Source organism: Lentilitoribacter sp. EG35, from assembly GCF_040784015.1.
Taxonomy (GTDB): domain Bacteria; phylum Pseudomonadota; class Alphaproteobacteria; order Rhizobiales; family Rhizobiaceae; genus Lentilitoribacter.
Genome location: NZ_JBFNGQ010000001.1, coordinates 723,124 through 747,030, shown reverse-complemented (window position 1 = coordinate 747,030; position 23,907 = coordinate 723,124). Strand labels below are relative to the sequence as shown.

Below are 23,907 nucleotides of genomic sequence, written 5' to 3'. Positions count from 1 at the left end.
TCCCGCATCAAATGCATTAAACTACTATCGAGAATACTTAGCGACGCCAAGGTGTATACCACCTGTAGCTCTCTGAGAGCTGTTCAGGCACCGGATCATGGCCATGTGTTCCAAATGGCCCGCATCTGATAACGCGAAAAAAGCCAAACCATCCGCCAACCCAAAGACCATATCGTGCAATTGATTCATACGTATACTCAGAACATGTCGGCAAATGTCGACACGAATTGCCAATAAACCCAGACAAAGTAAGCTGATAGAGCCGCACAACCCCCAAACCCAAGAGGCGCCCAGGCGTTTTCGGCCACTTGCCCTGCCAGTTTCTGGATTGCTGATTTTTAGATTGCGGTTTTTTCGTCAATTTTATTATTCAGTAAATTATCAACTTGCCAGCTCTGCACGTTCGATCTCATCAAGCGCGGTCACAACAGCATCAAATGTCAACATTGTTGAAGCATGGCGTGCACGATAATCCTTTACAGGTTCAAGATATTTAAGGTCATCAAATCGACCAGTCGGGGACGATCCGCCATCTTTAAGCATGGCGAGCATTTCACTGCGAACTTTTCGCAATTCATCTGTCGAAGCACCGATAATATGTTGTGCCATAATTGCCGATGTTGCCTGCCCAAGTGCACATGCTTTTACATCGTGCGCAAAATCAGTCACGACTCCGTTTTCGACATTAAGCCAGATTTTCACCTTAGAGCCGCACAATTTCGAATGTGCCACAGCCGTTGCGTTTGCATTTGCCAGAGAACCAATACGGGAAATATTTCCCGCAAATTCAAGTATTTTAGTATTATAAACCTGATCAATCATACCAATTTAAACTACTCTCTCGAAATGGCCATCATAATTCCTATATAATGGCTTGTACAAAAATTACAAAACACATAAAGACCTTTCTAGTTATGTATTCCGACTATTTTAGTAATATAATAAGCTCGGTTTGGTGATATAGAAGTACTTCCGAGTAAGAACTTAGGATGTCGGAGTTAAATATGGACGCGATCGTTAAAAGTATATTGGACCATAGTGGTGACAATAAACCAACACGTGAAGAAGCTGAACGTGCGGTGGAAACATTGCTACGCTGGCTGGGCGAAGATCCATCACGTGAAGGCTTAATCGACACGCCTAAAAGGGTAGTAAAAGCCTACTCCGAACTATTTGGCGGTTATGCCCAAGATCCGGTCGAAGATCTTTCGCGAACATTTGAGCAAGTCTCTGGCTATGACGACGCAGTTATTGTGAAAGATATCCCGTTCTTCTCTCATTGTGAGCATCATATGGTCCCAATCATCGGTAAGGCTCATGTTGCTTATTTACCGGATGGAAAAGTTGTTGGGCTTTCAAAAATTGCTCGTGTTGTCGATATTTTTGCAAAACGATTGCAAACTCAGGAATCCATGACTGCCCAAATAGCCCAAGCTATCGACGGAGCACTAGAGCCAAAAGGTGTTGCTGTAATCATTGAAGCAGAACATATGTGCATGGCCATGCGCGGAATTCGTAAGCAAGGTTCGACAACTGTCACGTCCACATACAAAGGACGTTATAAAGAAGACAAACAAGAACAAATCAAATTACTGTCTATCATTGGTCAAGAGTAAATCATGACAATTGAGTTTAAAACTCCACCCACAGATAAATCTGTTCTCGAAGGCAGTGGTCCATTCACACCAAAATTTAATGCCGATGGCCTCGTGACCGCAATTGTAACGGATGTGCAAGACGGCGAAGTTGTCATGCTAGCACACATGAATTCGGAAGCCTTAGCGTTGACCATTGAAACTGGAATAGCGCACTATTACTCGCGCTCGCGAAAATCCCTTTGGAAAAAGGGAGAAACATCTGGAAATATTCAATTGGTCCAAGAAATGCGTGCAGACTGTGATCAAGATGCGATACTTATTAAAGTAGAAATGGCTGGTGAAGGCACAGCTTGTCACACAAATAGAAAATCTTGTTTTTACCGCAAAGTTGAAGGGCTAAATACAACAAGCCCTTCACTTCGTATCATCGAATAAGCTCTAACCAGCAGCTATATATGACTTAATGTCTTCTGCTTCGCGCTCTACTTCCTGCATACGGTACTTGATAACATCTCTGATTGAGATAATACCCAAAAGCTTACCATCATCAACAATCGGCAGGTGGCGAAATCCGCCCTCTGTCATTAGTTCCATAACCTTCATTATGCTGTAGCCAGAATCACAAGTCCGCACATTTTTGGTCATTATCGTCGATAATGGACGATCGAGAACCTCTTTTCCATGCTGAGATACCGCTCGAACGATGTCTCTTTCTGATAATATGCCTGCAATTTCTTTTTCTGAAGATGAGACAACTACAGCACCTATTTTATTTCCGGCTAAAAAATCGGCAGCCTCAATGATGGTTTCATCACCTGAGATTGAAGATACGTCGTAACCCTTGTCGTCTAATATGTGTTTCACAGTCATAGGCTATCTCCCAAATTTCAAAACAGCTTTAAATCACGTTCCTCTTCGGACTTTATCAGCCAAAGCACAGCTTAGCTGAATCACATTAAGACTAGCTCGAAATTTAAGAAATGTACAATGGCTACCAGTTCTTGTTGTCAAAAATATCAAATAATAAAAACCCAAACAAGAACCCGCCAATATGCGCTTCCCAAGCAACAGAATTTACAGAGCCAGTTAAATTGGCACCGAATGCTGGTATTAAGCTTATCCCAAACCAAACTGCGAGGTAAATGAGAACTGTCTTGTTCTGAAAAATCTCTAAAAATGATTGGCGAGGTAAGAAATGAGCTTTATCTCGAATAAATCTCCCACTGAGTGGAAACGCAAACCGTGTTGCAGCTCCCATTAAGGCAGACACAACACCCGATGCACCAATGACCAGTGTAACTTCACCCCAGTTCAGCGCCGCAAAAAATGCAGCCGAAGCAATCGCCGACAAGACCCAAAAAACACAAAACCTTATAGTTCCCCATCTACGCGCGACAATCGAACCAAATGCGGCAAGCCAGAGCCCATTCACGATGAGGTGACTATATCCGCCGTGTAACAATGAGTAGGTAAATGCTGAGGTAACATACGGGACGCCCATCTCTGTTATAGATAATACATACCTTTGAGGAATGAATGCAGTATTGACCAATAGCTCCAGATCAAGTTGCTCGCTTAAAAACGTCTCTCTAACCACATGAATTGCTAACAATACGACAAGTGAGAACAAGATAATGCCTGGCAAATTGAAGATAGGTGGATCTTTTTGTTCTTCAAAGGAAGCAGGGTCTGAATTGCTGTTCATAAAGGCTATCCATTTTAAATGTAAATATAGTCGTCCATAGACGTTATTTGGATAAAAAAAAAGACCACGTGAAATGTCACGCGGTCTATGATCAGAAATGATCAAAATGGGGTGCTGTTTTTCCTAGTTGGAAACATATTATTAACTTGCCACAGAATGCGTCACCTCACAACAGAAACCATTTATTAAGGTTAATATCCGGCAGTTAAACAAAATCCCAACCCATCAACTAATATAGCACCCATCGGTGATATCGTAGTTTTAAGTATAGAGTAACGGGTAATGCGCCATGCAACATTCGACAAACAGAGAATTGTTTCATTATTGGAATGCATTACGTTCTGATCGCCCTGCCCCGTTGCGTCCTGAATTTGAACCCTCTGCTATCGGCAATATTATAGGTTCTATCTTCATGCTTGAAGTAACTTGCACTATAGCAGCTATTCGGCTTGCCGGCGGGAACATATGCGGAATGTTTGGCGAAGAACTTCGCGGAAAAGCATTTGCCAAACTTTGGCTTAATGGTGTTGATCGCAAGCCAAGCACTATCGCCAACCGATGCATAGAAGACACAACCCCCTACTTATTACGCGCGGATGGATTAACCCGCGCAGGCTCTATCTCAGAACTTGAATTGTTGATCGTGCCTTTAACGGGTACGGGTAATCAATCAGATCGGGTCGTTGGATCTTTGGCTGACCTTGATCAGAATGACCCATTTGTGAAGAAACACATCATCGGCATGTCTTTAACTTCTATTAGAGCAATTGATCGAGATACAATTCCTGTCACCTTTGATAATGGACAGCGGGCAAACCCTGCAAAGATGCGCAAAACAATAACAAAGCCACAAAAAACAGGCCGGAAGAAACATCATTTACATGTTATCGATGGCGGAATTAATACTTAAACACCAGTCATAAAGCTTACAGATTTTTAACCATCCTATTATAGATTTCGGATATACAAAAATCGAAGGTTTTGTTCAAAATGCCATTTTCAGCTCACAACACGACTGAGACACCGCAAGATAATTCAGACTCGTTCTACAGTGTAACGGTTGATCTGCAAGGTCGTATGATGAGACAAGATTATAGTGAGCAAAAATGTGTAATCCAGCGCATGTCTCCTGCTGTTGCCTCTTTTTCTGCTGCAAATCTCCCAAATTCCGGTGAACGCGTCATTGCCTATGTCGAGCAGTTAGGTCGTATTGAAGGATCTGTCACTCGCACAACGAAAGACGGATTTGAGGTTGCAATTCATGCAACACCGCGCAAGCAAAGCAAATTAGCAGCGCAGCTAACTTGGCTTGCCAACAAACACGAACTTGGCGTTTCAGAAGATCGCCGCCATGAACGTACGACACCAAGCAACGACAATGCTGAAATACGCTTGGAAGATGGACGGACCTACCCCTGCCATATCTTGGACCTTTCAGTCTCTGGCGCCGCATTTGTAGTTGATATCCGTCCTGAAGTGGGAACAAAACTATGGCTGGGTTCAATGCAAGGGCGTGTTGTAAGGCATTTCGACAATGGGCTTTCAATGGAGTTTACCCATGTACAACCGCTTAACGAACTAGAAGAGCGCCTAAAAGGTTAAACTAACCTTCGGATACCCTAAATAGTACTTCCATAAACACTACGATTAATGATTTTTAGCTGCGCATACTCATGTTTGCAAAAAAAATAAGTAATTATCTATCATTTTTTTCATCCCACATATTGGATGAAATCATCGAATATACGTTCTCAAAGCCGAATACATAAAGACGAATCCGCAACCTCGTGCTCAGAAATTCACGGACTCATCAGTCGTCTTGCATCTGAGCATGCACCTTTAAGATCATATAAGTCAGGCAGTTGAACGTTATTTCGTAAAATTTGAACTAAACTTATTGCTGATTTTACTGTAATTTGAATTGAAATCACATCAAATTTTCTGATTATTTTATTCTACTTTATGTAATAATTACATATAGTTAGCATAAAATTGCGATGCCAAAATTGGTCAAATTTAAAAACCGAATTGCAATAGTCCTTCCCATAACGGGGAGAACTAAAAATGGTTCAATTCAAGAGCGTCATAAAAAAAGGCGCATGTATTACAGGGTTATCACTTATGTTTGCGGGACAATCATTCGCAACTCAAGATTTTTTGAGTCCGATTGAGCAAACTAATCCACCTATCGGGCATTATGAGTTTTGTAAGGTCAGGCCAAGCGAATGTAAGGTGATCGGGCGTGATCAAGGTCCCATGCATCTATCTCGAAAAGCATGGTCGAAAATCATATCAGTTAATGCGTCCGTCAATAATAATATCCAACCACTAACGGACATGCAAATCCATGGCGTAGAAGAGCGCTGGTCGTACCCTCAGCAAGTCGGGGATTGTGAAGACTATGTCTTGCTAAAAAGGCATAAACTCATGAAAGCTGGATTTTCACCAGCAGATCTTCTCATTACGGTTGTTCTCCAACCAGATGGGGCCGGACATGCAATCCTAACCGTTCGAACGGATTACGGTGATTTTGTACTCGATAATCTTCGCGATGATGTGAAACTTTGGCACGAAACCGGATATCGATTTATTAAGCGGCAATCGTCAGAACATGCCGGTGCATGGATGGCTCTAGGTGGAGGTCGAAGCGGGGCTGTCGGCAGCCTCAACTAAATATATATTTCAGTGATGTAACTCCAGTCACTAAAATCCCGAGGTCAGGTTTACTAATCCTTGAGTCTGCCCAATCCTCGTCCCCAAAAAGACTCAAGGTCTTACCGGTCCACTTACGTCCCTAAGTGGACCGGCTATCTTTAATTTGATAACAATGTTTACTTCAATCGCGTTAATCCTGATCGAAATTTATATGCATTTTCGACATAATGGTGTGCGCTATCTTTAAGTGATTGAACCGTCACCTCATCAATTTCTCTAACCACACGAGCCGGTGCGCCCACTACAAGCGAGTTATCAGGAATTACCTTACCTTCAGTAACCAAAGCACCTGCACCAACAATACAATTTGAACCAATTTTTGCACCATTCAAAATGGTGGCTCCCATACCTATAAGTGTATTGTCGCCAAGCTCACAGCCATGCAAAATTGCGTTATGCCCAATTGTGCACCCATTCCCAATAATAAGCGGAAACCCCATATCTGTGTGAAGTGTACAGTTTTCCTGAATGTTTGAACCTTCGCCAATGTTGATCCATTCGTTATCACCACGCAATACGGCGCCGAACCATATGCCTACATCCCTCGATACAGAAATTCTTCCTATCACTTCAGCGCTATCAGCAATCCAATACTTGCCTTCGATAGGTAATTTGGGTTCAATTCCATCCAAACTATAAATCGCCATGGTGTTTTGTTTCCTTCTATTCTGATTATTTAAAAAATTGAATGCGAAATTAAATTACTGAAAGCAGTATTTATTGTCATAATGTTTTCTATGATTCTTTTAATTAAATGTCACGATCAAGCATAACTCATGACCAAAGACCAACCGGAATTTGAAAAACAACCACTCATCACACCAAACTTTTTGTGGAGGGTTACGAGTGCAATAGGTGCGCTACTCATTGCAACATTGATTATCTACATCGGCGGAAATTATTGGAGCAAATCCATTTCTCATGGCGGACATACGGTGGATCAATCCAAACATAATATTACTATAGGCAAAGGTACATTATCCGTTACAGCCAATAGTATTCGATTTTCAGAGCAACGCCGAGATGGTGTGACGAGTAGATTAAACCTGTATTTTAACTGGCCGGACTTTACTGGGTACACCAAGGAAAATGCGGAGGATTTTAACGATGCTGGAGAAGATCCGAATGTAATCTTCGTTGATGTTGCCAAGTCAAATGGACAAATGGATATGTCGAGCAGGTTTAACCCCATCTATCGAAATTTTATTGATTCAGCTCCTCTCGAAGGACCTGGGGAGCTTGTTTATTACAGAATGAGTGATAGTTCGAATTTCAAAGGTGAATTAATCTACACAGAGAGATTAGTAAAAGAGCGCCCATTCGTCATCAAATGTCTTGCAGATACGACCAATAACAAAACACCCAGCGCTACCGAATGCCAGAGAGATATTAACATCATCGGGAACTTGAGCGTCACATATAGATATTCCCAACACTTACTTCCTCATTGGGAAGCAATTGAAAGCAAGCTGATAAAGTTTCTTCAACTTACTCTCAAAGTTCACTGATTACAGCGCAACAAGTTAGGGTTTTTCAATACGAATGACCTGTGGTTTACTGGTCAAGTATCCTTCTTTTGCAATCGCTTCCATTGTTTGGCGAACCGACTGCTCTGTCGTTGCATGAGTGACCAGAATAACGGTTTGATTGCCGCTATCACCTTCTTTGGTATCGGCGCGTTGAACAATTGACTTTAATGAAATCGAATGATCTGACATGTGTGTCGCAATATTGGCAAAAACACCAGTTTCATCTTTGACAGATAAGCGGATGAAATAGCCACCTTCATGGCTTCTCATTTTCGCACGTTTATATGGAGTAAGCTCTGCTACCGGGTTACCAAATACTGGTGCATGTTGAGTGCCAACCTTGCTTTTAGCAATATCTGCCAGATCACCAATAACAGCAGATGCAGTTGCAAAGCCTCCAGCGCCCGGTCCAGACATGACCAACTCACCCAGAAGATCAGTCTCAACAGCAACAGCGTTCGTCACACTATCAACTTGTGCAACAAGGCTGTGAGTTGGCACCATCGTTGGATGCACACGCTGCTCAATACCAGAATCAGTTAACTGAGCAACACCCAACAGCTTGATCCGATAACCTAATTCATCTGCTGCATGAATGTCTTCAATCGTTATATTAGTGATCCCCTCAAGGTAGATCTCATCAGCGGCCAATTCTGAACCAAATGCGATACTTGTCAATAATGCAAGCTTGTGAGCGGTATCATTGCCATTAATATCAAAGGCTGGATCAGCTTCTGCATAACCCAGTTTTTGGGCATCCGCTAAACAATCTTCAAACGACATATTGTCCGCAAGCATGCGCGTCAAGATATAGTTGCATGTACCATTCATTATACCATAAACACGGGAAATCTTGTTACCTGACAGAGCTTCGCGCATGGCTTTAACAATTGGAATACCACCAGCAATAGCGGCTTCGTAATTTAAAATAGTTCCTTTTTCTTCGGCAATTTTTGCAAATTCCATACCATGTTTAGCTAGAAGTGCCTTATTTGCTGTCGCAACGTGACAGCCACGAGAGAGCGCAATTTTAACGGCTTCATAAGCATCGCCATCTTCACCACCAATCAATTCGACAAGAACATCGATATCCGCTTCTTCAGCCAATGTTTTGGCATCATCAAACCATTCAACGCCGCTGAGGTTAAACCCTCTATCCTTATCTTTATTTCGTGCGCAAACAGCGGTTACCGTAATCGGACGGCCACAGCTTTTCGTAAGGCTAGCAGCTTTTGTCTCCAATAATTGGCCAAGAGATGCACCGACTGTACCAAGACCAGCAATTCCAACTTTCAAACTATTTGACATAAGGGTTCCATTCGCCGCCAAAAGAAAAGATTGTTGCACCGTCTCCAGCGCAAATTATGGGCTTGGTTTAAAGCGCCAATTTGCACTGGTCAATCTTCAAAGTAAGAATTAGTTGAACAACTTATCTATGAGATGTTAGATCAATTACATTATCTGCTTTATCACTCGTTTCGTGTCCATTCTCAGCAAAGAACCGTTTGATATTACGCGCAGCTTGGCGAATACGATGCTCATTTTCAACAAGCGCTATGCGAACATATTCATCGCCATGCTCACCAAAACCAATACCTGGAGACACTGCCACATCAGCTTTTTCGACAAGCAACTTAGAAAATTCAAGCGATCCCAAGTCGGAAAATGGTTCGGGAATTTTTGTCCAAGCAAACATTGTTGATTCAGGAGGAGTTACATCCCACCCAGCGCGGGAGAAGGAATCTAACATCACATCACGGCGTGTTTTATAGACATCACGAACCTCGGCAATATCCGAGCCATCCCCATTTAATGCAGCTGTCGCAGCCACCTGGATTGGCGTAAACGCACCATAATCCAAGTATGATTTCACACGGCTCAACGCCCCAATGAGGCGCTCATTACCAACCGCAAAACCCATGCGCCAACCCGGCATGGAAAAGGATTTGGACATAGACGTAAATTCTACGGCAACATCCATGGCACCATCAACTTCAAGAACAGATGGTGGCGGATTTCCATCAAAATAAATTTCCGCATATGCCAAATCAGACAACACGATGATGTCATGTTTTTTTGCAAATGCGATCACTTCTTTATAAAAATCCAAAGACGCGACACAAGCAGTCGGATTGGCAGGGTAATTCAAAATAAGAGCGGTCGGCTTCGGAATCGAATGTTTGACGGCACGCTCTAACGGAGGGAAAAACGAATCGTCGGGCGTAACATCCATTGAACGGATAACACCGCCAGACATAATAAAACCAAAAGCATGGATCGGATAAGTCGGATTTGGGCAAAGTATAACATCACCTGGCGCAGTGATCGCCTGTGCCATATTAGCAAATCCTTCTTTTGATCCCAAAGTTGCAACAACTTGCTTTTCAGGATCAAGCGTAACACCGAAACGGCGCTTATAATAATTTGCTTGTGCTCTGCGAAGACCTGGAATACCGCGAGACGTGGAATAACGGTGAGTGCGCGGGTCTTGCGCAGCTTCGCATAACTTATCGACGATAGATTGTGATGTGGGCAAATCCGGATTTCCCATCCCCAAATCCACAATATCGGCACCTGCCGCTCGCGCGCTTGCTTTCAGGCTATTGACCTGTTCAAACACATATAGCGGCAATCGGCGGATGTTGTGGAATTCTTCCATCATCTCTCTCTTTCAAAGTTGCAAAATGGTATGAATGTACTGCAATGGATCGCAAATAAATGCAAGTATAGGCAGCTCAATTAGCGACACTATCTACGAGCCTGAGACACTTATATCACCATTACTGAGATATGATTGTGTCGGCATTTTGTTCGTGTGTTTTCGCCAATTTCCGCAGATACCTTAATTTGGCTTCAAAATTGGCTCTTACATTCTCATTGGTCGAACGACGGAGCAGTAACTCTGTCATCTTGGTTTCTATTGCATTTTTTTCAGGAGAGCTTAACTGATCAACTTCACCTTTGGGCGTTTCAGCAAAAGTAGGATATCCTTGCTTGTCATATTTTGGGAATGTTTCAGTTGCTAATGTTTGAGTTTGTAATGTGCCCGATGCTTGCGACTCTAATGGATCATCGACTTTATGTACGGCAACATCATTGTTCGATGTATTCTCAAGTACGGTCGGCGAGTTTTTCTCCGCATCACGTCGCGGAGCAGCATCTTCTAGCGAAGTAGAGACACATGCTTGCAATAATGCGCAGCTAAATAAAGCAAAAGCAGTTTTCAAACCAATTTTCAAACTCGCCAATATTTCATTCCTTCAAGCTCATCCAGGTAGTATATCCTTTTGTAAGAATAAAATTACAATAAAGCTGTTATATGCTCTAAAAATGTTTCACAAAGATATCATTTATATGGCAAACTGGCACAGTAAATTCGTTATAGGGGTCACAAGTGAAAAAAGGCGCAAAAGATAGTAAAACCGAAGCGGACGCTTCGCTAGATGCGTATATTGTTGATGATCCGCAGAAAATGGCGGTTAACTTTGCGAGAACGCTTGAAAATTTGGGAAAAGCAGCGGCGGCCTGGGCAGAACGACAGGACGAGAAAAAACAACCTGAAAACGCTATGGAACCGTATGGAGATATGGTTGAAACCTTATCTAAAGTCGGTCAATATTGGCTTGAAGATCCCAAAAGAGCAATCGAGGTACAAACATCACTCCTCACAAGTTATTTCGATCTATGGTCAAACTCAGTTCAAAAACTTTCAACAGGCGATGATAAAAACCCGTTATCGGAAAGAAAAGACCGCCGTTTTGCTGACCCCGACTGGCAAGAAAAACCATTCTTTGAGCTTCTTCGTAATACCTACTGGCTCACAAGCGACTGGGCGCAAAAGCTGGTAGCGCAAGCTGAAGGCTTGGATGACAGCACCAAACACAAAGCGGAGTTTTACGTTCGCCAAATTACAGAAGCGCTCAGCCCAAGTAATTTCGCAATGACAAACCCAGAGGTTTACAAAGAAACAGTTGCCACAAATGGCGAAAACCTTGCACGCGGCATGGAAATGTTTGCGCAAGATATTGTTGCAGGTAAAGGCGAGTTAAAAATTCGCCAAGTCGATTCTACTCCGTTTGTACTTGGCGAAAATATTGCCATAACGCCAGGCAAGGTCATTGCGCAGAACGATATCTGCCAGGTTATCCAATATCAGGCTAAAACAGAACAGGTTATAAAGCGCCCTCTCCTAATTTGCCCACCTTGGATCAACAAGTTCTATATTCTCGACCTCAATGAGAAGAAGTCATTCATTAAGTGGCTTGTTGAGCAAGGTCATACAGTTTTCATGATCTCGTGGGTAAATCCCGATGAGCGTCACGCCAAATATGACTGGACAGACTATTCAAAGATGGGGGTCAATTTTGCTCTTGATACAATCGAAAAAGCAACTGGTGAAAAGCAAGTCAACGCAATCGGATATTGTGTTGGAGGAACTCTGCTCACAGCAACAATGGCGCTGCACGCAAAAACCGGTGACAAACGCATAAAATCTGCAACGTTCTTCACCACACAGGTCGATTTCACTCATGCAGGTGATCTGAAAATATTTGCGGCGAGAGAAAGTATTGAAACCATAGAAGAAGATATGAAAGCAACGGGCTATCTGGAAGGGTCTAAAATGGCGGCAGCTTTCAATATGCTGCGGGCTGCGGATTTAATTTGGCCTTATGTTGTGAATAATTACCTCAAAGGGCAACAACCAATGCCGTTTGACCTTCTACATTGGAATTCAGATTCAACACGCATGGCAGCCGCAAACCATTCTTTCTATCTGCGCAATTGCTATCTAGAAAACAACTTATCTACCGGAAAAATGGTTTTAGATGACAAGACGATTGATCCCAAAGACATCAATATACCAGTCATGCATATCGCTGCGAAAGAAGACCACATAGCACCACCAGAATCGGTCTATTTAGGCTGTAATTACTTCTCAGGCCCAACCGAATTTGTTATGGCAGGTTCAGGTCATATTGCAGGTGTCATCAATCCTCCGGCACAAAACAAATATCAATTCTGGCATGCTGATCGCGGTTCCATGACATTTGAAGAATGGAAAGATGCTGCCAAAGAGGAACCTGGTTCATGGTGGCCTTATTGGCATTCATGGATTGAAAAAATGTGTCCCGATACAGTTGAAGCCCGAAAAATCGGCAACAAAAAACTCAAAGTCATAGAAGATGCGCCCGGCTCCTATGTCATGGCGAAAGTCTAATGGAATTTGAACCAAGCTTGGTGAAAGCCAAACTGATAAGGCGTTACAAACGTTTCTTGTTTGATGCTGAAATGGAAAATGGGGAGCTAATTACTGGCTCCTGTCCAAACACGGGTTCAATGCGTGGCTTAACAACGCCTGCATCGACAATTTGGATGTGTGATCATGGCACAGGCGGCACACGAAAATACCAATACAGCTTTGAACTCATAGAAGCAGATAATACCATTGTTGGAATAAATACAGGAAGGCCAAATAAATTGGTCGAGCAAGCCATTCAAGCTGGCTTGATTTCTGATCTAAAAGAATATGATACACTTCAACGCGAGCAAAAATATGGGCAGAATTCACGAATTGACATTTTGCTGACCGATCCGAACCGAAAAACGGCCTATGTTGAGGTAAAAAACGTTCATTTTATGCGGCAGCCCGGATTAGCTGAGTTTCCAGACAGTAAAACAGCCCGTGGAGCAAAACATCTTTATGAACTTATCGATATGGTTAAACTTGGCCATAGAGCCATTATGGTCTATCTCATTCAGCGAAACGATTGTGACAGTTTGAAAATATGTCATGATTTGGACCCCGTTTATGCAGAGGCATTTACCGAAGCAATGGAATATGGGGTTGAAGCTTACGCATTGCAATGCAACATATCACCACTTGGAATTTGGCCGGAAAGCCTTATAAAGATTGATGAGCCTTCTGTGCAAAATCAATTGTAATTTAGAATAAAAGTTAAAGACATGAACAAATACATAGCCGCAATAGATGCACCCATCAAAAATACCGGCCAAATCCGGTTGCATGGCGAAGAAGGTTTTGCAGGTATGCGTAAAGCTTGTGCTGTAACAGCTGAATGCCTCGACGCGCTTGTTGATATTGTAAAACCTGGCGTAACAACGCAAGAAATTGATGATTTTGTTTTCAAATTTGGCCACGAGCGCGATGCAATGCCAGCCACATTAAATTATCGAGGCTATACAAAATCATGTTGCACATCGATCAACCATGTTGTGTGTCACGGCATCCCAAATGCAAAGCCTTTGCGAGAAGGTGATATTGTCAATATCGATGTTACGTTTGTTGTGGATGGCTGGCATGGCGATTCTAGCCGTATGTACCCAGTGGGTGCAATAAAACGCGCTGCCGAGCGCTTATTGGAAGTTACGCATAAATGTCTGATGCTCGGCATTGAAGCCGTAAAACCAGGTGCACGCACAGGTGCAATTGGTCACGCTATACAAACATATGCAGAATCAGAACGATGCTCCGTTGTTCGTGATTTTTGTGGTCATGGATTGGGTCAGATGTTTCACGATGTACCCAATATCCTGCATTATGGTCAACCAGATCAGGGGCCTGAGCTCCGCGAAGGTATGATATTTACGATAGAACCTATGATCAATTTGGGTCGCCCGCATGTTAAAGTACTGTCCGATGGCTGGACGGCCGTAACGCGAGATCGTTCTTTAACAGCACAATACGAGCACTCTATCGGTGTAACAGCCGATGGCTGTGAAATCTTCTCACTATCGCCCAAAGGCCTTGATTGTCCGGGACTTACATGAGCAAAAATCGTGACAGCGATAAAGACGTACCGCCGAACGGATTGTCTGAACCTGAGGCAGACGAACGCTTATTTTTTGCAGAACAAAGTTCACCAATCATTCAAGCGCCTAAACAAGGCAAAGCCGAACATTATCACGGGCATAGAGAGCGCTTAAGACAGCGGTATAAAAAAAGCGGTTCTGAAGCACTTGAAGACTATGAACTATTAGAGCTCATTCTGTTTCGGCTCATACCACGTCGTGATACTAAACCCATTGCCAAATCGCTCCTTGATACATTTGGCACATTAGCGCAAGTTTTCGGGGCACCAGTCAATCGCCTTCAAGAAGTCAAAGGTATTGGTGAAGCTGTCGCGCAAGACCTTAAACTCATCGCGAGTATCTCTCAACGTACGCTTAAATCTGAACTTCAGAACAAACAAATTCTGGCATCTTGGTCATCAGTCATAGATTACTGCCATTCTGCGATGGCTTTTGAAGAAAAAGAACAATTTCGAATCCTTTTCCTGGATAAGAAAAATGCACTTATTGCCGATGAAGTTCAACAAACGGGCACAATTGATCACACACCAGTATATCCCAGAGAAGTCGTTAAACGTGCGCTAGAATTATCTGCCACAGCCATTATCCTGGTACATAATCACCCATCGGGCGACCCTACTCCATCTCGTGCAGACATTGAGATGACAAAACTCATTATGGAAACAGCAAAACCACTTGGAATAACGCTGCATGACCACATTATAATTGGCAAGGAAGGTCATGTGAGTTTCAAAGGTTTACGCCTTTTCTAGCGTTAGCTTCCAAATAATCCAAACAGAAGACATAAAAAAAGCCGCTAATTTCTTAGCGGCTTCTTCAAAACATATGTGCGAACTAGTCTTCAGACTTTTCAGCTGCCTTTTTCTTAGGAGCAGCTTTCTTTTTTGCTGGAGCCTTTTTCTTAGCAGGCTTTGCAGCCTCTTCCTCATCTTCAGCAGTAAGTTGTTCCTTAGTTACTGTTTCATCAGTAACCTTGATAACTGTCATGAGGTGATCAATTGTTTTCTCTTCAAAGATCGGAGCACGAAGTGACTGCGCAGCGCCCGGTGTCTTTTGGAAATATTCATAGATTTCCTTCTCTTGACCCGGGAATTGGCGAACTTGTTCAAACAATGCACGCTGCAATTCATCTTCTGTAACATCAATCTCAGCGGCTTCACCAACTTGCGATAAGACAAGACCAAGACGTACGCGACGTTCTGCAAGCGCTGTATATTCAGCACGAGCCTCGTCTTCTGTTGTATCTTCATCCTCAAACGTTTTACCGTTCTGCTCAAGATCCGTGTTTACCTGACGCCAAATATTATCAAACTCAGATTCAACTAGTTTTGAAGGTGTTTCAAACTGATGAAGTTCATCTAATTGATCCAGGATTTGACGCTTAACTTTTTGACGCGTTAGTTGACCATACTGGCCCTCAATTTGCTCACGAACAACTTCACGAAGCTTGGCTGCAGATTCAAGACCAAGATTTGTAGCAAGTTCGTCATTAATCTCGATATCACCAGCAGCGGCAACTTCTTTTGCTTTAATTTCGAAATTTGCTTCTTTGCCAGCAAGATGTTCGGCTTGATATTCTTCAGGAAAAGTCACTGTTACAACTTTTTCGTCGCCAGCTTTAATATCAACAAGCTGGTCTTCAAAGCCCGGGATAAATTGGTTTGAACCCAAAACCAATTGAGCATCTTCGGCTGTACCACCTTCAAATGCTTCACCGTCAACTTTACCGAGATAATCCATGGTAACGCGGTCGCCCATTTTGGCAGCGCCCTTTTTAGTCTCGTAGTTACGAGCACTGTCCGCAACACGCATGACTTGCTCTTCAACTTCCGCTTCTTCAATATCGACAACTTGGCGCGTAACTGAAAGATTAGTTAGATCAGCAACTTCAAATGTTGGAATAACTTCATATGCAAGAGTGAATTCAAGATCTTTTTTAGCTGCCAAAATTTCTTCGGCTTCATCTTGATCTTCAGTCATATTAATTTCAGGTTGTGTAGCAGACTTCTCACCGCGTTCTGAAAGAATTTCTGTAGGGCGGCTTTGAATGATCTCATTCACAAGCTCTGCCATAATAGACTTTCCGTATGTCTTCTTCATATGAGACATTGGAACTTTACCCGGACGAAATCCATTGATACGCACTTTATCTTTGGCATCAGCCAAACGCTCATTCAACTGAGTCTCCATATCCGCAGCCGGGATAGTGACCTTAAGTTCGCGCTTCAAACCTTCATTGAGGGTTTCAGTTACTTGCATATCTAACTTCCTATCAATCCGACACATTTATCGGAGATTAAATAATATTTGCCTGACCAGATTTTTTGACCGCTCAATAGGCCTAATCCTGCCTGGAGCTTCATCTCTTTCAAAGTGCGTTATCTGCGAAAGCAAACAACACACTTTGAGAAAAGATGGTACGGGTGAGAAGACTCGAACTTCCACGCCTTGCGGCACTGGAACCTAAATCCAGCGCGTCTACCAATTCCGCCACACCCGCATTCCAGAGGCCCTGATAGACGCCCTTTCAGGTTATGTCAACACGATAACGAGATTGTTTTTCACCAATTACATAACAACCGAGCGTAAGCTGAAGATTTAATCAAAGCACGCAGTAATATTGAAGCATAATTCTGCTGACATTTTGTCAAAAACCGTCAGTCTTTATGATCACTGTCCTCATATACACATATTGGCTATTATTTGATCAGTACAAACTAGAACTGCCACATAATATGACAAAAATATGACGAGCTATGCACACAGCGCATATCTCATATACATATATTGCGCTGCACAAATCGATACAGGTGTACTATATTCAAATCATCAACGGAGCGGAAACGCTTCAATAGATTGAAGGAATATAAAGATGAACATTCGTAAATCATACAAGAACTGGCGCGATTATCGCAGGACAGTGAACGAATTAAATTCCCTGTCATCTCGTGACCTAAATGATCTAGGCATACAGCGTAGTGAAATCGCTACAGTTGCTCGCGCAGTCGTTAAGTAATTAAAATTTCGGATCGGTATTCTCCTCCCAATTGAGCCGGTTCGAATTAGCTGACATATTTCTTCCTCCCATGTCAGCTATTTGATAAAGCGCCCACCTATCCTCCTCCCAAGGTGGGCGCTGATCAAAACATAGAATTCAAGCAGCACATCCTCCTCCCAGTGCTGCTGAATAGATCGGCAAACATCCTCCTCCCAGTTTGTCCGTTCGAAATAGATAACACTCGCTGCACCTCCTCCCGCAGCGAGTGTTATTCTTTTTGAGGGCCATTTTCTTCAGACACAAATTATCTCTTCACAGTCATATCAGCTTGGCTTAAAGAACAATTATGACATCATCATCTCATAAACCTATTCACATCATAGGTGGCGGACTTGCAGGCAGCGAAGCTGCTTGGCAGATCGCATCTCGCGACATTCCTGTTATTCTCCATGAAATGCGCCCAAAGCGCGCGACAGAAGCACACAAGACCGAAGGCTTGGCAGAACTCGTATGTTCAAACTCATTCAGGTCTGACGACGCGGAAAATAATGCCGTTGGTGTTCTTCACGCAGAAATGCGTTTGGCCAACTCACTTATTATGAAATGCGCTGACGCAAACCAAGTTCCCGCAGGTGGCGCACTTGCAGTTGATCGTGACGGATTTTCCCAAGCCGTTACCGCCGAATTGGAGGCACACCCGCTAATAACTATTGAACGCGAAGAAGTGGCCGGCCTTCCACCCCAAGAATGGGATCTTTCAATCGTCGCAACCGGTCCTCTCACAGCACCTGATTTAGCAAATTCAATTATTGAGCAAACTCAAAGTGATGCTCTAGCCTTTTTTGATGCCATTGCACCGATTATACACACAGATAGCATCGATATGGATATCTGCTGGTTCCAATCTCGCTATGATAAGATAGGACCTGGCGGCACAGGCAAAGATTACATCAACTGCCCAATGAATGAAGATCAGTATAACGCATTTATTGATGGCCTCATTGAAGGTGATTCAACTGAATTTAAGGAATGGGAAGGCACGCCATATTTTGATGGATGCCTACCAATTGAAGTCATGGCCGAGCGCGGCCGCGAAACCCTACGCCATGGTCCAATGAAACCAAGAGGCCTGACGAACGCGCATGATCCTGAACACAAACCATATGCAATTGTGCAACTTCGCCAAGATAATGCGCTTGGAACCTTATATAATATGGTCGGCTTTCAAACTAAATTGAAATATGGCGCACAAGCGGATATTTTTCGCATGATTCCAGGCCTCCAAAATGCCGAATTCGCAAGATTGGGCGGTCTACATCGAAACACATATCTTGATTCGCCGAAGCTGCTAGACCCAACACTTCAGCTACACTCGCGAAAGGGATTACGTTTTGCGGGCCAAATCACCGGATGTGAAGGCTATGTTGAAAGTGCAGCAATTGGTTTGCTTACGGGCCGCTTTGCTTCTGCCGATCGACTGGGACAACCAACTGATCTACCTCCAACAACATCAGCATTCGGAGCGCTCTTAAATCATATTACAGGTGGGCATCTAAGCTCAGATGCTGAAAAGGGCAAACGCTCTTTCCAACCTATGAACGTAAATCTCGGGCTTTTCCCGCCACTAGCTGAAGAAGATATTCTCGCAAAACCGGAAGGCGCACGCTGGAAGAAAAAAGAAAAACGGGCTGCAAAAAAGCAAGGGCTTTGCGCACGTGCGTTAAAAGATTGTGCAACTTGGTTAGAAAACAGCTGCTAATCGCAATTATCAAACATTATCTTTGGTCTCGGCCATCTTGAGACCAAAGCTGCCGCAGATCCAAAGCGATACTTCTGCCGCATCTTGAGGTTCCAAGAATTCGTAAACACCGCCGATAGCACTGCCTTCCTCAAAATTGAGAATAAGTCCCGCCCCATCGTCGGTTAAACTAACTCCAATTTCGCCAGGTTGGATAAGGCGAACAACGTAAGTTTTGCCGACAACTTGTGTCAGGCCAGTTTTACCATCAGCCAACCGCATGAATGTGGTGCGACCTTCCTTATCCATCAGCACAGAGCGCACAGCCTCATCAGGGAAAACATTCCCAAATTCCACAATAGCTTCGCCCGGGTCTCGCACGCTTACAGCCTTAGGGTGACGCATAATGCGCAGCGTCAATAAACATATTGCTATGATTGTTGCTAAGAAAATATAGTTAGCTGTATTTTCCAAAAGTATATTCCAAAATTCAATTTACTTCACTTAGAAGATGCCTCGTCGTGAGGTGCGCCACAAGTCCCATTGATTCTTCAAACCAGACGGCGCGCAACTTTCAACGAGACATCGGGCGCCGAACTTAGAAGCGCGTTTGAAAATACTATCACAATTTGCCATCCGCAAAAACGCATCGCTCAGTACAGGAGAGATATCTCGTGCATATTCTCTTGCTTTGCGTAAGTGATTCTCTCCATAAGATGCAAACTCGCGAATCACTTCTGCATTCCTAGCTTCATCTACCCCTTTAAGAAAGCTCTCACGATCAAGGCCGGTTTCATTCAGTAATTCCAAGGGAATGTAAAGTTGCCCGCGCGCGCGGTGATCTGCTAGTCGTAACAAATGAGTAGCGACAGAATACGCAACACCAGCATGACCGGAGGTGCTCGCCGCAAATTTAGCATGTTCAGACGATATGATTTGGCAGGATAGCTGCATCAAAATGGATGCAGTCTCACCACAATAACCTTCATATGTAGCAAAGTCCGGCATCGGATCATCATAAAGATCAAATATTCTTGCTCGGCAATATCCATCAAAACTGACGCGGTTTAGATCGTACCGCTCTATAACCTGATTTAGCGCATTAGAAAACGGGTTGGCTGAAGCTTCGTCTTTTCGCGCATTTTCAGCTGTCACTTCACGCCACCATTGTAATCGGATTTCGCCGGGTAATGGCTCGCGAATCATATCGCGAATACGAGAAACTTCTGCATGAAATGCATACAAAACAGCAATCGGCAGTCGATGCGGGTCCCCCATCAACAAGCATGCAAGGTAGCTTGACCTGTCGAAGTTCTTTAAGTTTTCTGAGATAAGTTGATCATCAATATCCATATGCATGATGACCTAAACCACTATAAATGCTGCGCCTACGGCTCGCTGCTCCGCGAGCAGTACATTATATGTTCGAACCGCAGCTCCAGTGCTCATTGGATCACTCGAAATTGCGCGAGATTTAAACGCTTCTTTCAGCTCCAAAGATAACATTTTGATATCTAGCCCCGTACCTACGAGAAAAACCTCAAGATCAGAGGCTTCTCCCCAGACTTTGGAAAACAAGTTAGCGGTTAATTCAGTACCTTGCTCAACATTCCAGCCATAAATTCCAGATGGTAAGCATAACAACGAACCACGATGAGACATATCGGCAAAACGAAACCCACCATTACCGTAGGCATCAATTGGCGCCCGCCCTGGAAAATGAGCCTCATTCATTTTAAGGCTCACATCGGGTATTTGCTGATCGCCAGCTTCACTCACGTATCAAATTGCACAGGAAGTGTGCCCTCTGTCTCATCCTTCTTCTTTACTTTGTCATCCAATCCTTTACGGAAATCTTCTGGGCGCAATTTAAACAAGATCAGAATCGGCGCTGCGATAAAGGTTGATGAGTATGTGCCGACAATAACACCAAAGATCATGGCGAATGTGAATGATTGGATCACCTCACCACCAAACAGGAACAATGCAAGAAGAGCAAGCAATGTCGTTACAGACGTAAGCATTGTACGCGAGAGCATTTGATTAACTGAAAGATCAAGCAACGCATCAAGCGGCTTCTTTTTGTATCGCCTTAGATTTTCTCGAACACGATCATAAACCACCACGGTATCGTTAAGCGAATAACCAACAATGGTCAGTACCGCCGCGACACTTGAAAGGTTGAACTCAACACCCGACAATACAAATATGCCTATCGTAAGCAAAACATCATGGAAAGTCGCGACGACAGCACCAATTGCAAACTGCCATTCAAAACGAAGCCAAATATAGATCAGGATCGCAAACAAAGCGCCACCAACCGCTAGCGCACCTGCTGTTGCAAGTTCTGATGATACAGTTGGACCCACAACCTCGACACGTCTAAATTCATATTCACTGTCAAGTTCTGCGCGAACGAGTGTTACAACATTTTGCTCTGAACTCTCACTACCATCTTGGGCTTGAACCCGAATAAGAACTTCTTCGGGCGAGCCAAATTCTTGAACTTGAACATCGCCTAAATTCAATTCCGACATACGTGTACGAAGATCACCCAAGTCCGCGGGCCCATCTTGTGAACGAACCTCAATTATGGAGCCACCTTTAAAATCAATGCCGTAGTTCATATCAATAGTGAAGAACAATGCAACAGAGGCAACCGCCGCAAAGACAGACGCAATAAACGCGGCATTCCGAAGCTTCATAAATTTAAAATTAAATTCGCTCGGTAACATACCCATTAAGCCATCAGGCAGAGCTTTGGGACGGCGACGCTTAAACCAGAACGCCATCATCCAACGTGTTAGGGTAAATGCCGAGAAGACAGTTGTTATAATACCAATTGTTAAAGTAACCGCAAAGCCCTTAACAGGGCCAGTGCCGACGAAGAACAGAATTGCAGCTGCGATCAGGGTTGTAATATTGGCATCTAAAATTGTCGTTAGCGCGCGCGCAAAACCAGCTTCAATTGCCTGAACTAGGTTTCGCCCTGCCCGAGCTTCTTCCCGAATACGTTCATAAATCAGAACATTGGAGTCAACCGCCATACCAACGGTTAGAACGATACCCGCAATACCTGGCAGCGTAAGCGTCGCGCCAAACAGCGTCAAAATCGCCATAATCATCACAATATTCGCAATCAAAGCTATATTGGCAACAATTCCGAGCACGCCATAGGCAAGAATCATAAATACGACAACCAAAACAGCGCCGATTATGCCAGCAACTTTACCTGCTGCAATAGAATCTGCTCCAAGGCTTGGACCAACTGTTCGCTCTTCAATGATTGTGAGCGTCGCAGGCAATGCACCCGCACGCAACAGAATCGCAAGATTATTGGCTTCTTCAACAGTAAAGTTACCAGAGATCTGTCCTGAGCCACCCAAAATTGGTTCATTAATACGTGGTGCGGAAATAACCTGATCATCAAGTACAATTGCAAATGGAAGGCCAACATTTTGTTGTGTTGCCTGCCCAAAACGCTGAGCACCCTTGGTGTCAAAACGGAATGTAACAATGGGTTCATTGGTTTGTTGATCAAAACCAGCTTGCGCATCGACCAGATTTTCGCCAGCAACCAAAACGCTTCTTTGAATAAGGTAAGAACCTTCTGCTTCGTTTGATGCAGGCAAGATTTCAGATGTAGCAGGTGGTCGACCGTTTATAGCCTCTTGAACGGGCATTGACGTATCAACCATGCGAAATGTGAGTTTCGCTGTTGTTTTAAGTATTTCCTTTAGCTGTTGAGGGTCCTCAAGCCCAGGGACTTGAACCAGCAAGCGATCGCTGCCTTGGCGCTGAATTGTTGGTTCTGTTGTTCCCAACTCATCAACACGACGTCTGACAACCTCAATTGATTGCGCAACAGCAGCTGAAACACGATAATCAATACCAGCTTCTGATAAAGAGAACCGCAGTAACCCTTCTTGAGGTTCCTCACGCGTAATCTCTACAATAGTACCGCCACCGAGCAATCCACCATCAACCGGTACCAGAAGTTCGTCTAAAATATCCTTAGCCTGCTCGATTTCATCATTATTGCGAATGCGAACCTGTACAGCTTGTCCAGCAGCAGAAAGCCCCGTGTAACCGATGCCCTCGGCCCTTAGAAGCCGTCTCACATCATCTCGTGTCGTCTGTATACGCTCTTCAATGATTTCGTTGCGCTCAAGGCGCAATAACATGTGCGAGCCGCCTTGAAGATCAAGGCCAAGCGTTACCTGCCCTTTCGGCATAAAGTCTGGAAAATTTTTTAACGTATTCTCAGAAAGTAAGTTTGGCAGAGCAACAACAGCGCTCATGAAAACGGCTAACCAAATAAGGGTTGTTTTCCAACGGGCAAAGTAAAGCATATATGTCTCGATAAGATATGTATGATCATAGCTTCCGAAGAAACTATGATCAATTTAAGGCCTATTCTTTTACAGGCTCGGATTTGGCGCGAACATCTGCTAGTAGCGAACGCATAACACGCATTTTCGTACCATCAGCAACTTCGATTTCAAGCTCGGCATCATCGACAACTTTAGATACTTTGCCGATAATTCCACCGCCTGTAACAACCTGATCGCCACGACGAACAGCGCTCAACATTTCAGCACGTTTCTTTTGCTGATTGCGCTGTGGACGAATGATCAAAAAATACATTACAACAAAAATGAGAACGAATGGAATAATCGTAGCAACGATATCACCACCACCACCTGTGGCTGACTGAGCATAAGCTGGGGTTACAAACATAAAAAACTCCCTAATGGATGACCATTTTAAAATTAGAATTAGTTGAGCGGAAT

26 protein-coding genes and 1 tRNA gene are annotated in these 23,907 nt (G+C 43.6%); 12 read left to right on the top strand and 15 right to left on the bottom strand.

The genetic code is table 11. The annotated features are described in order from the left end of the window. Positions 1 to 37: 37 nt before the first annotated feature. Both yidD and AB2J24_RS03475 read right to left on the bottom strand, forming a co-directional pair. The gene (yidD, locus tag AB2J24_RS03480; RefSeq protein WP_367384439.1) at positions 38 to 361 is read right to left on the bottom strand and encodes a membrane protein insertion efficiency factor YidD; all 324 of its coding nucleotides are present in this window, start codon (positions 359 to 361) and stop codon (positions 38 to 40) included. 20 nt (positions 362 to 381) lie between these two features. Further along, on the bottom strand, positions 382 to 822 hold the full coding sequence (locus AB2J24_RS03475) for an iron-sulfur cluster assembly scaffold protein (RefSeq protein WP_367384438.1): 441 nt from the start codon (positions 820 to 822) through the stop codon (positions 382 to 384). A 182-nt stretch (positions 823 to 1,004) separates the two neighbouring features. Here AB2J24_RS03475 and folE point away from each other — a divergent pair, with 182 nt between their 5' ends. Further along, positions 1,005 to 1,616: a GTP cyclohydrolase I FolE gene (gene folE / locus AB2J24_RS03470; RefSeq protein WP_367384437.1), complete on the top strand. Its 612-nt coding sequence runs from the start codon at positions 1,005 to 1,007 to the stop codon at positions 1,614 to 1,616. A 3-nt stretch (positions 1,617 to 1,619) separates the two neighbouring features. After that, complete coding sequence (hisI, locus tag AB2J24_RS03465) at positions 1,620 to 2,033, top strand: phosphoribosyl-AMP cyclohydrolase (protein ID WP_367384436.1); 414 nt, start codon at positions 1,620 to 1,622, stop codon at positions 2,031 to 2,033. 3 nt (positions 2,034 to 2,036) lie between these two features. Here the strand turns inward: hisI and AB2J24_RS03460 are convergent, their stop codons facing one another. Both AB2J24_RS03460 and AB2J24_RS03455 read right to left on the bottom strand, forming a co-directional pair. Further along, the gene (locus AB2J24_RS03460; protein ID WP_162652315.1) at positions 2,037 to 2,468 is read right to left on the bottom strand and encodes a CBS domain-containing protein; all 432 of its coding nucleotides are present in this window, start codon (positions 2,466 to 2,468) and stop codon (positions 2,037 to 2,039) included. Between the two features lie 121 nt (positions 2,469 to 2,589). Then, the gene (locus AB2J24_RS03455; protein ID WP_367384435.1) at positions 2,590 to 3,303 is read right to left on the bottom strand and encodes a rhomboid family intramembrane serine protease; all 714 of its coding nucleotides are present in this window, start codon (positions 3,301 to 3,303) and stop codon (positions 2,590 to 2,592) included. A 289-nt stretch (positions 3,304 to 3,592) separates the two neighbouring features. Between AB2J24_RS03455 and AB2J24_RS03450 the strand changes: the two genes are divergently transcribed. The 3 genes from AB2J24_RS03450 (at position 3,593) to AB2J24_RS03440 (ending at position 5,976) form a co-directional block, all read left to right on the top strand. Beyond that, the gene (locus AB2J24_RS03450; protein ID WP_367384434.1) at positions 3,593 to 4,213 is read left to right on the top strand and encodes a PAS domain-containing protein; all 621 of its coding nucleotides are present in this window, start codon (positions 3,593 to 3,595) and stop codon (positions 4,211 to 4,213) included. An 80-nt stretch (positions 4,214 to 4,293) separates the two neighbouring features. Next, positions 4,294 to 4,905 carry a PilZ domain-containing protein gene (locus AB2J24_RS03445; RefSeq protein WP_367384433.1) on the top strand — a complete coding sequence of 204 codons (612 nt, stop codon included), beginning with the start codon at positions 4,294 to 4,296 and terminating at the stop codon, positions 4,903 to 4,905. A 462-nt stretch (positions 4,906 to 5,367) separates the two neighbouring features. Then, entirely contained in the window at positions 5,368 to 5,976 is a 609-nt protein-coding gene (locus tag AB2J24_RS03440; protein WP_420883606.1) for a transglutaminase-like cysteine peptidase, read from the top strand. A gap of 158 nt (positions 5,977 to 6,134) precedes the next feature. On the opposite strand, the gene AB2J24_RS03435 is transcribed toward AB2J24_RS03440, so the two are convergent. Continuing rightward, positions 6,135 to 6,665, bottom strand: a complete 531-nt coding sequence (locus AB2J24_RS03435) for a gamma carbonic anhydrase family protein (RefSeq protein WP_367384432.1) — start codon at positions 6,663 to 6,665, stop codon at positions 6,135 to 6,137. A 129-nt stretch (positions 6,666 to 6,794) separates the two neighbouring features. On the opposite strand from AB2J24_RS03435, the gene AB2J24_RS03430 reads away from it, so the two are divergent. Further along, on the top strand, positions 6,795 to 7,526 hold the full coding sequence (locus AB2J24_RS03430; protein ID WP_367384431.1) for a hypothetical protein: 732 nt from the start codon (positions 6,795 to 6,797) through the stop codon (positions 7,524 to 7,526). 15 nt (positions 7,527 to 7,541) lie between these two features. Here AB2J24_RS03430 and AB2J24_RS03425 read toward each other — a convergent pair whose 3' ends face one another. The 3 genes from AB2J24_RS03425 to AB2J24_RS03415 form a co-directional block, all read right to left on the bottom strand. Then, complete coding sequence (locus AB2J24_RS03425) at positions 7,542 to 8,855, bottom strand: homoserine dehydrogenase (RefSeq protein WP_162652320.1); 1,314 nt, start codon at positions 8,853 to 8,855, stop codon at positions 7,542 to 7,544. A 121-nt stretch (positions 8,856 to 8,976) separates the two neighbouring features. After that, complete coding sequence (locus AB2J24_RS03420) at positions 8,977 to 10,209, bottom strand: LL-diaminopimelate aminotransferase (protein ID WP_367384430.1); 1,233 nt, start codon at positions 10,207 to 10,209, stop codon at positions 8,977 to 8,979. A 118-nt stretch (positions 10,210 to 10,327) separates the two neighbouring features. Then, a complete protein-coding gene (locus tag AB2J24_RS03415) occupies positions 10,328 to 10,795 on the bottom strand; it encodes a hypothetical protein (RefSeq protein WP_367384429.1) in 468 nt (155 codons plus the stop codon). A gap of 146 nt (positions 10,796 to 10,941) precedes the next feature. On the opposite strand from AB2J24_RS03415, the gene AB2J24_RS03410 reads away from it, so the two are divergent. The 4 genes from AB2J24_RS03410 to radC are packed head-to-tail and all read left to right on the top strand — an operon-like array spanning position 10,942 to position 15,130. Then, a complete protein-coding gene (locus AB2J24_RS03410; protein WP_367384428.1) occupies positions 10,942 to 12,765 on the top strand; it encodes a PHA/PHB synthase family protein in 1,824 nt (607 codons plus the stop codon). Next, positions 12,765 to 13,490: a DNA/RNA nuclease SfsA gene (gene sfsA / locus AB2J24_RS03405; RefSeq protein ID WP_162652322.1), complete on the top strand. Its 726-nt coding sequence runs from the start codon at positions 12,765 to 12,767 to the stop codon at positions 13,488 to 13,490. The genes AB2J24_RS03410 and sfsA overlap by 1 nt, the downstream gene beginning before the upstream one ends. Positions 13,491 to 13,511: 21 nt before the next feature. After that, positions 13,512 to 14,336: a type I methionyl aminopeptidase gene (gene map, locus AB2J24_RS03400; protein WP_367384427.1), complete on the top strand. Its 825-nt coding sequence runs from the start codon at positions 13,512 to 13,514 to the stop codon at positions 14,334 to 14,336. Further along, the gene (gene radC / locus AB2J24_RS03395; RefSeq protein WP_162652324.1) at positions 14,333 to 15,130 is read left to right on the top strand and encodes a RadC family protein; all 798 of its coding nucleotides are present in this window, start codon (positions 14,333 to 14,335) and stop codon (positions 15,128 to 15,130) included. Before map ends, radC begins: the two co-directional genes overlap by 4 nt. A gap of 82 nt (positions 15,131 to 15,212) precedes the next feature. Here the strand turns inward: radC and tig are convergent, their stop codons facing one another. Next, positions 15,213 to 16,637, bottom strand: a complete 1,425-nt coding sequence (gene tig, locus AB2J24_RS03390) for a trigger factor (protein ID WP_367384426.1) — start codon at positions 16,635 to 16,637, stop codon at positions 15,213 to 15,215. A 156-nt stretch (positions 16,638 to 16,793) separates the two neighbouring features. Continuing rightward, positions 16,794 to 16,878, bottom strand: a tRNA-Leu gene (locus AB2J24_RS03385). Between the two features lie 372 nt (positions 16,879 to 17,250). Here AB2J24_RS03385 and AB2J24_RS03380 point away from each other — a divergent pair. Further along, positions 17,251 to 17,394, top strand: a complete 144-nt coding sequence (locus tag AB2J24_RS03380) for a DUF1127 domain-containing protein (protein WP_367384425.1) — start codon at positions 17,251 to 17,253, stop codon at positions 17,392 to 17,394. Positions 17,395 to 17,722: 328 nt separating this feature from the next. Next, complete coding sequence (gene trmFO / locus AB2J24_RS03375) at positions 17,723 to 19,135, top strand: methylenetetrahydrofolate--tRNA-(uracil(54)-C(5))-methyltransferase (FADH(2)-oxidizing) TrmFO (RefSeq protein WP_367384424.1); 1,413 nt, start codon at positions 17,723 to 17,725, stop codon at positions 19,133 to 19,135. A 9-nt stretch (positions 19,136 to 19,144) separates the two neighbouring features. On the opposite strand, the gene AB2J24_RS03370 is transcribed toward trmFO, so the two are convergent. The 5 genes from AB2J24_RS03370 to yajC form a co-directional block, all read right to left on the bottom strand. Beyond that, a complete protein-coding gene (locus AB2J24_RS03370) occupies positions 19,145 to 19,588 on the bottom strand; it encodes a hypothetical protein (RefSeq protein ID WP_162652328.1) in 444 nt (147 codons plus the stop codon). A 30-nt stretch (positions 19,589 to 19,618) separates the two neighbouring features. Continuing rightward, positions 19,619 to 20,473, bottom strand: a complete 855-nt coding sequence (locus tag AB2J24_RS03365; RefSeq protein WP_367384423.1) for a phytoene/squalene synthase family protein — start codon at positions 20,471 to 20,473, stop codon at positions 19,619 to 19,621. 6 nt (positions 20,474 to 20,479) lie between these two features. After that, positions 20,480 to 20,848: an Mth938-like domain-containing protein gene (locus AB2J24_RS03360; RefSeq protein WP_367384518.1), complete on the bottom strand. Its 369-nt coding sequence runs from the start codon at positions 20,846 to 20,848 to the stop codon at positions 20,480 to 20,482. A gap of 41 nt (positions 20,849 to 20,889) precedes the next feature. Then, positions 20,890 to 23,466, bottom strand: a complete 2,577-nt coding sequence (gene secDF / locus AB2J24_RS03355) for a protein translocase subunit SecDF (protein ID WP_162652329.1) — start codon at positions 23,464 to 23,466, stop codon at positions 20,890 to 20,892. A gap of 61 nt (positions 23,467 to 23,527) precedes the next feature. Next, the gene (gene yajC, locus AB2J24_RS03350; RefSeq protein WP_162652330.1) at positions 23,528 to 23,854 is read right to left on the bottom strand and encodes a preprotein translocase subunit YajC; all 327 of its coding nucleotides are present in this window, start codon (positions 23,852 to 23,854) and stop codon (positions 23,528 to 23,530) included. Positions 23,855 to 23,907: the final 53 nt, after the last annotated feature.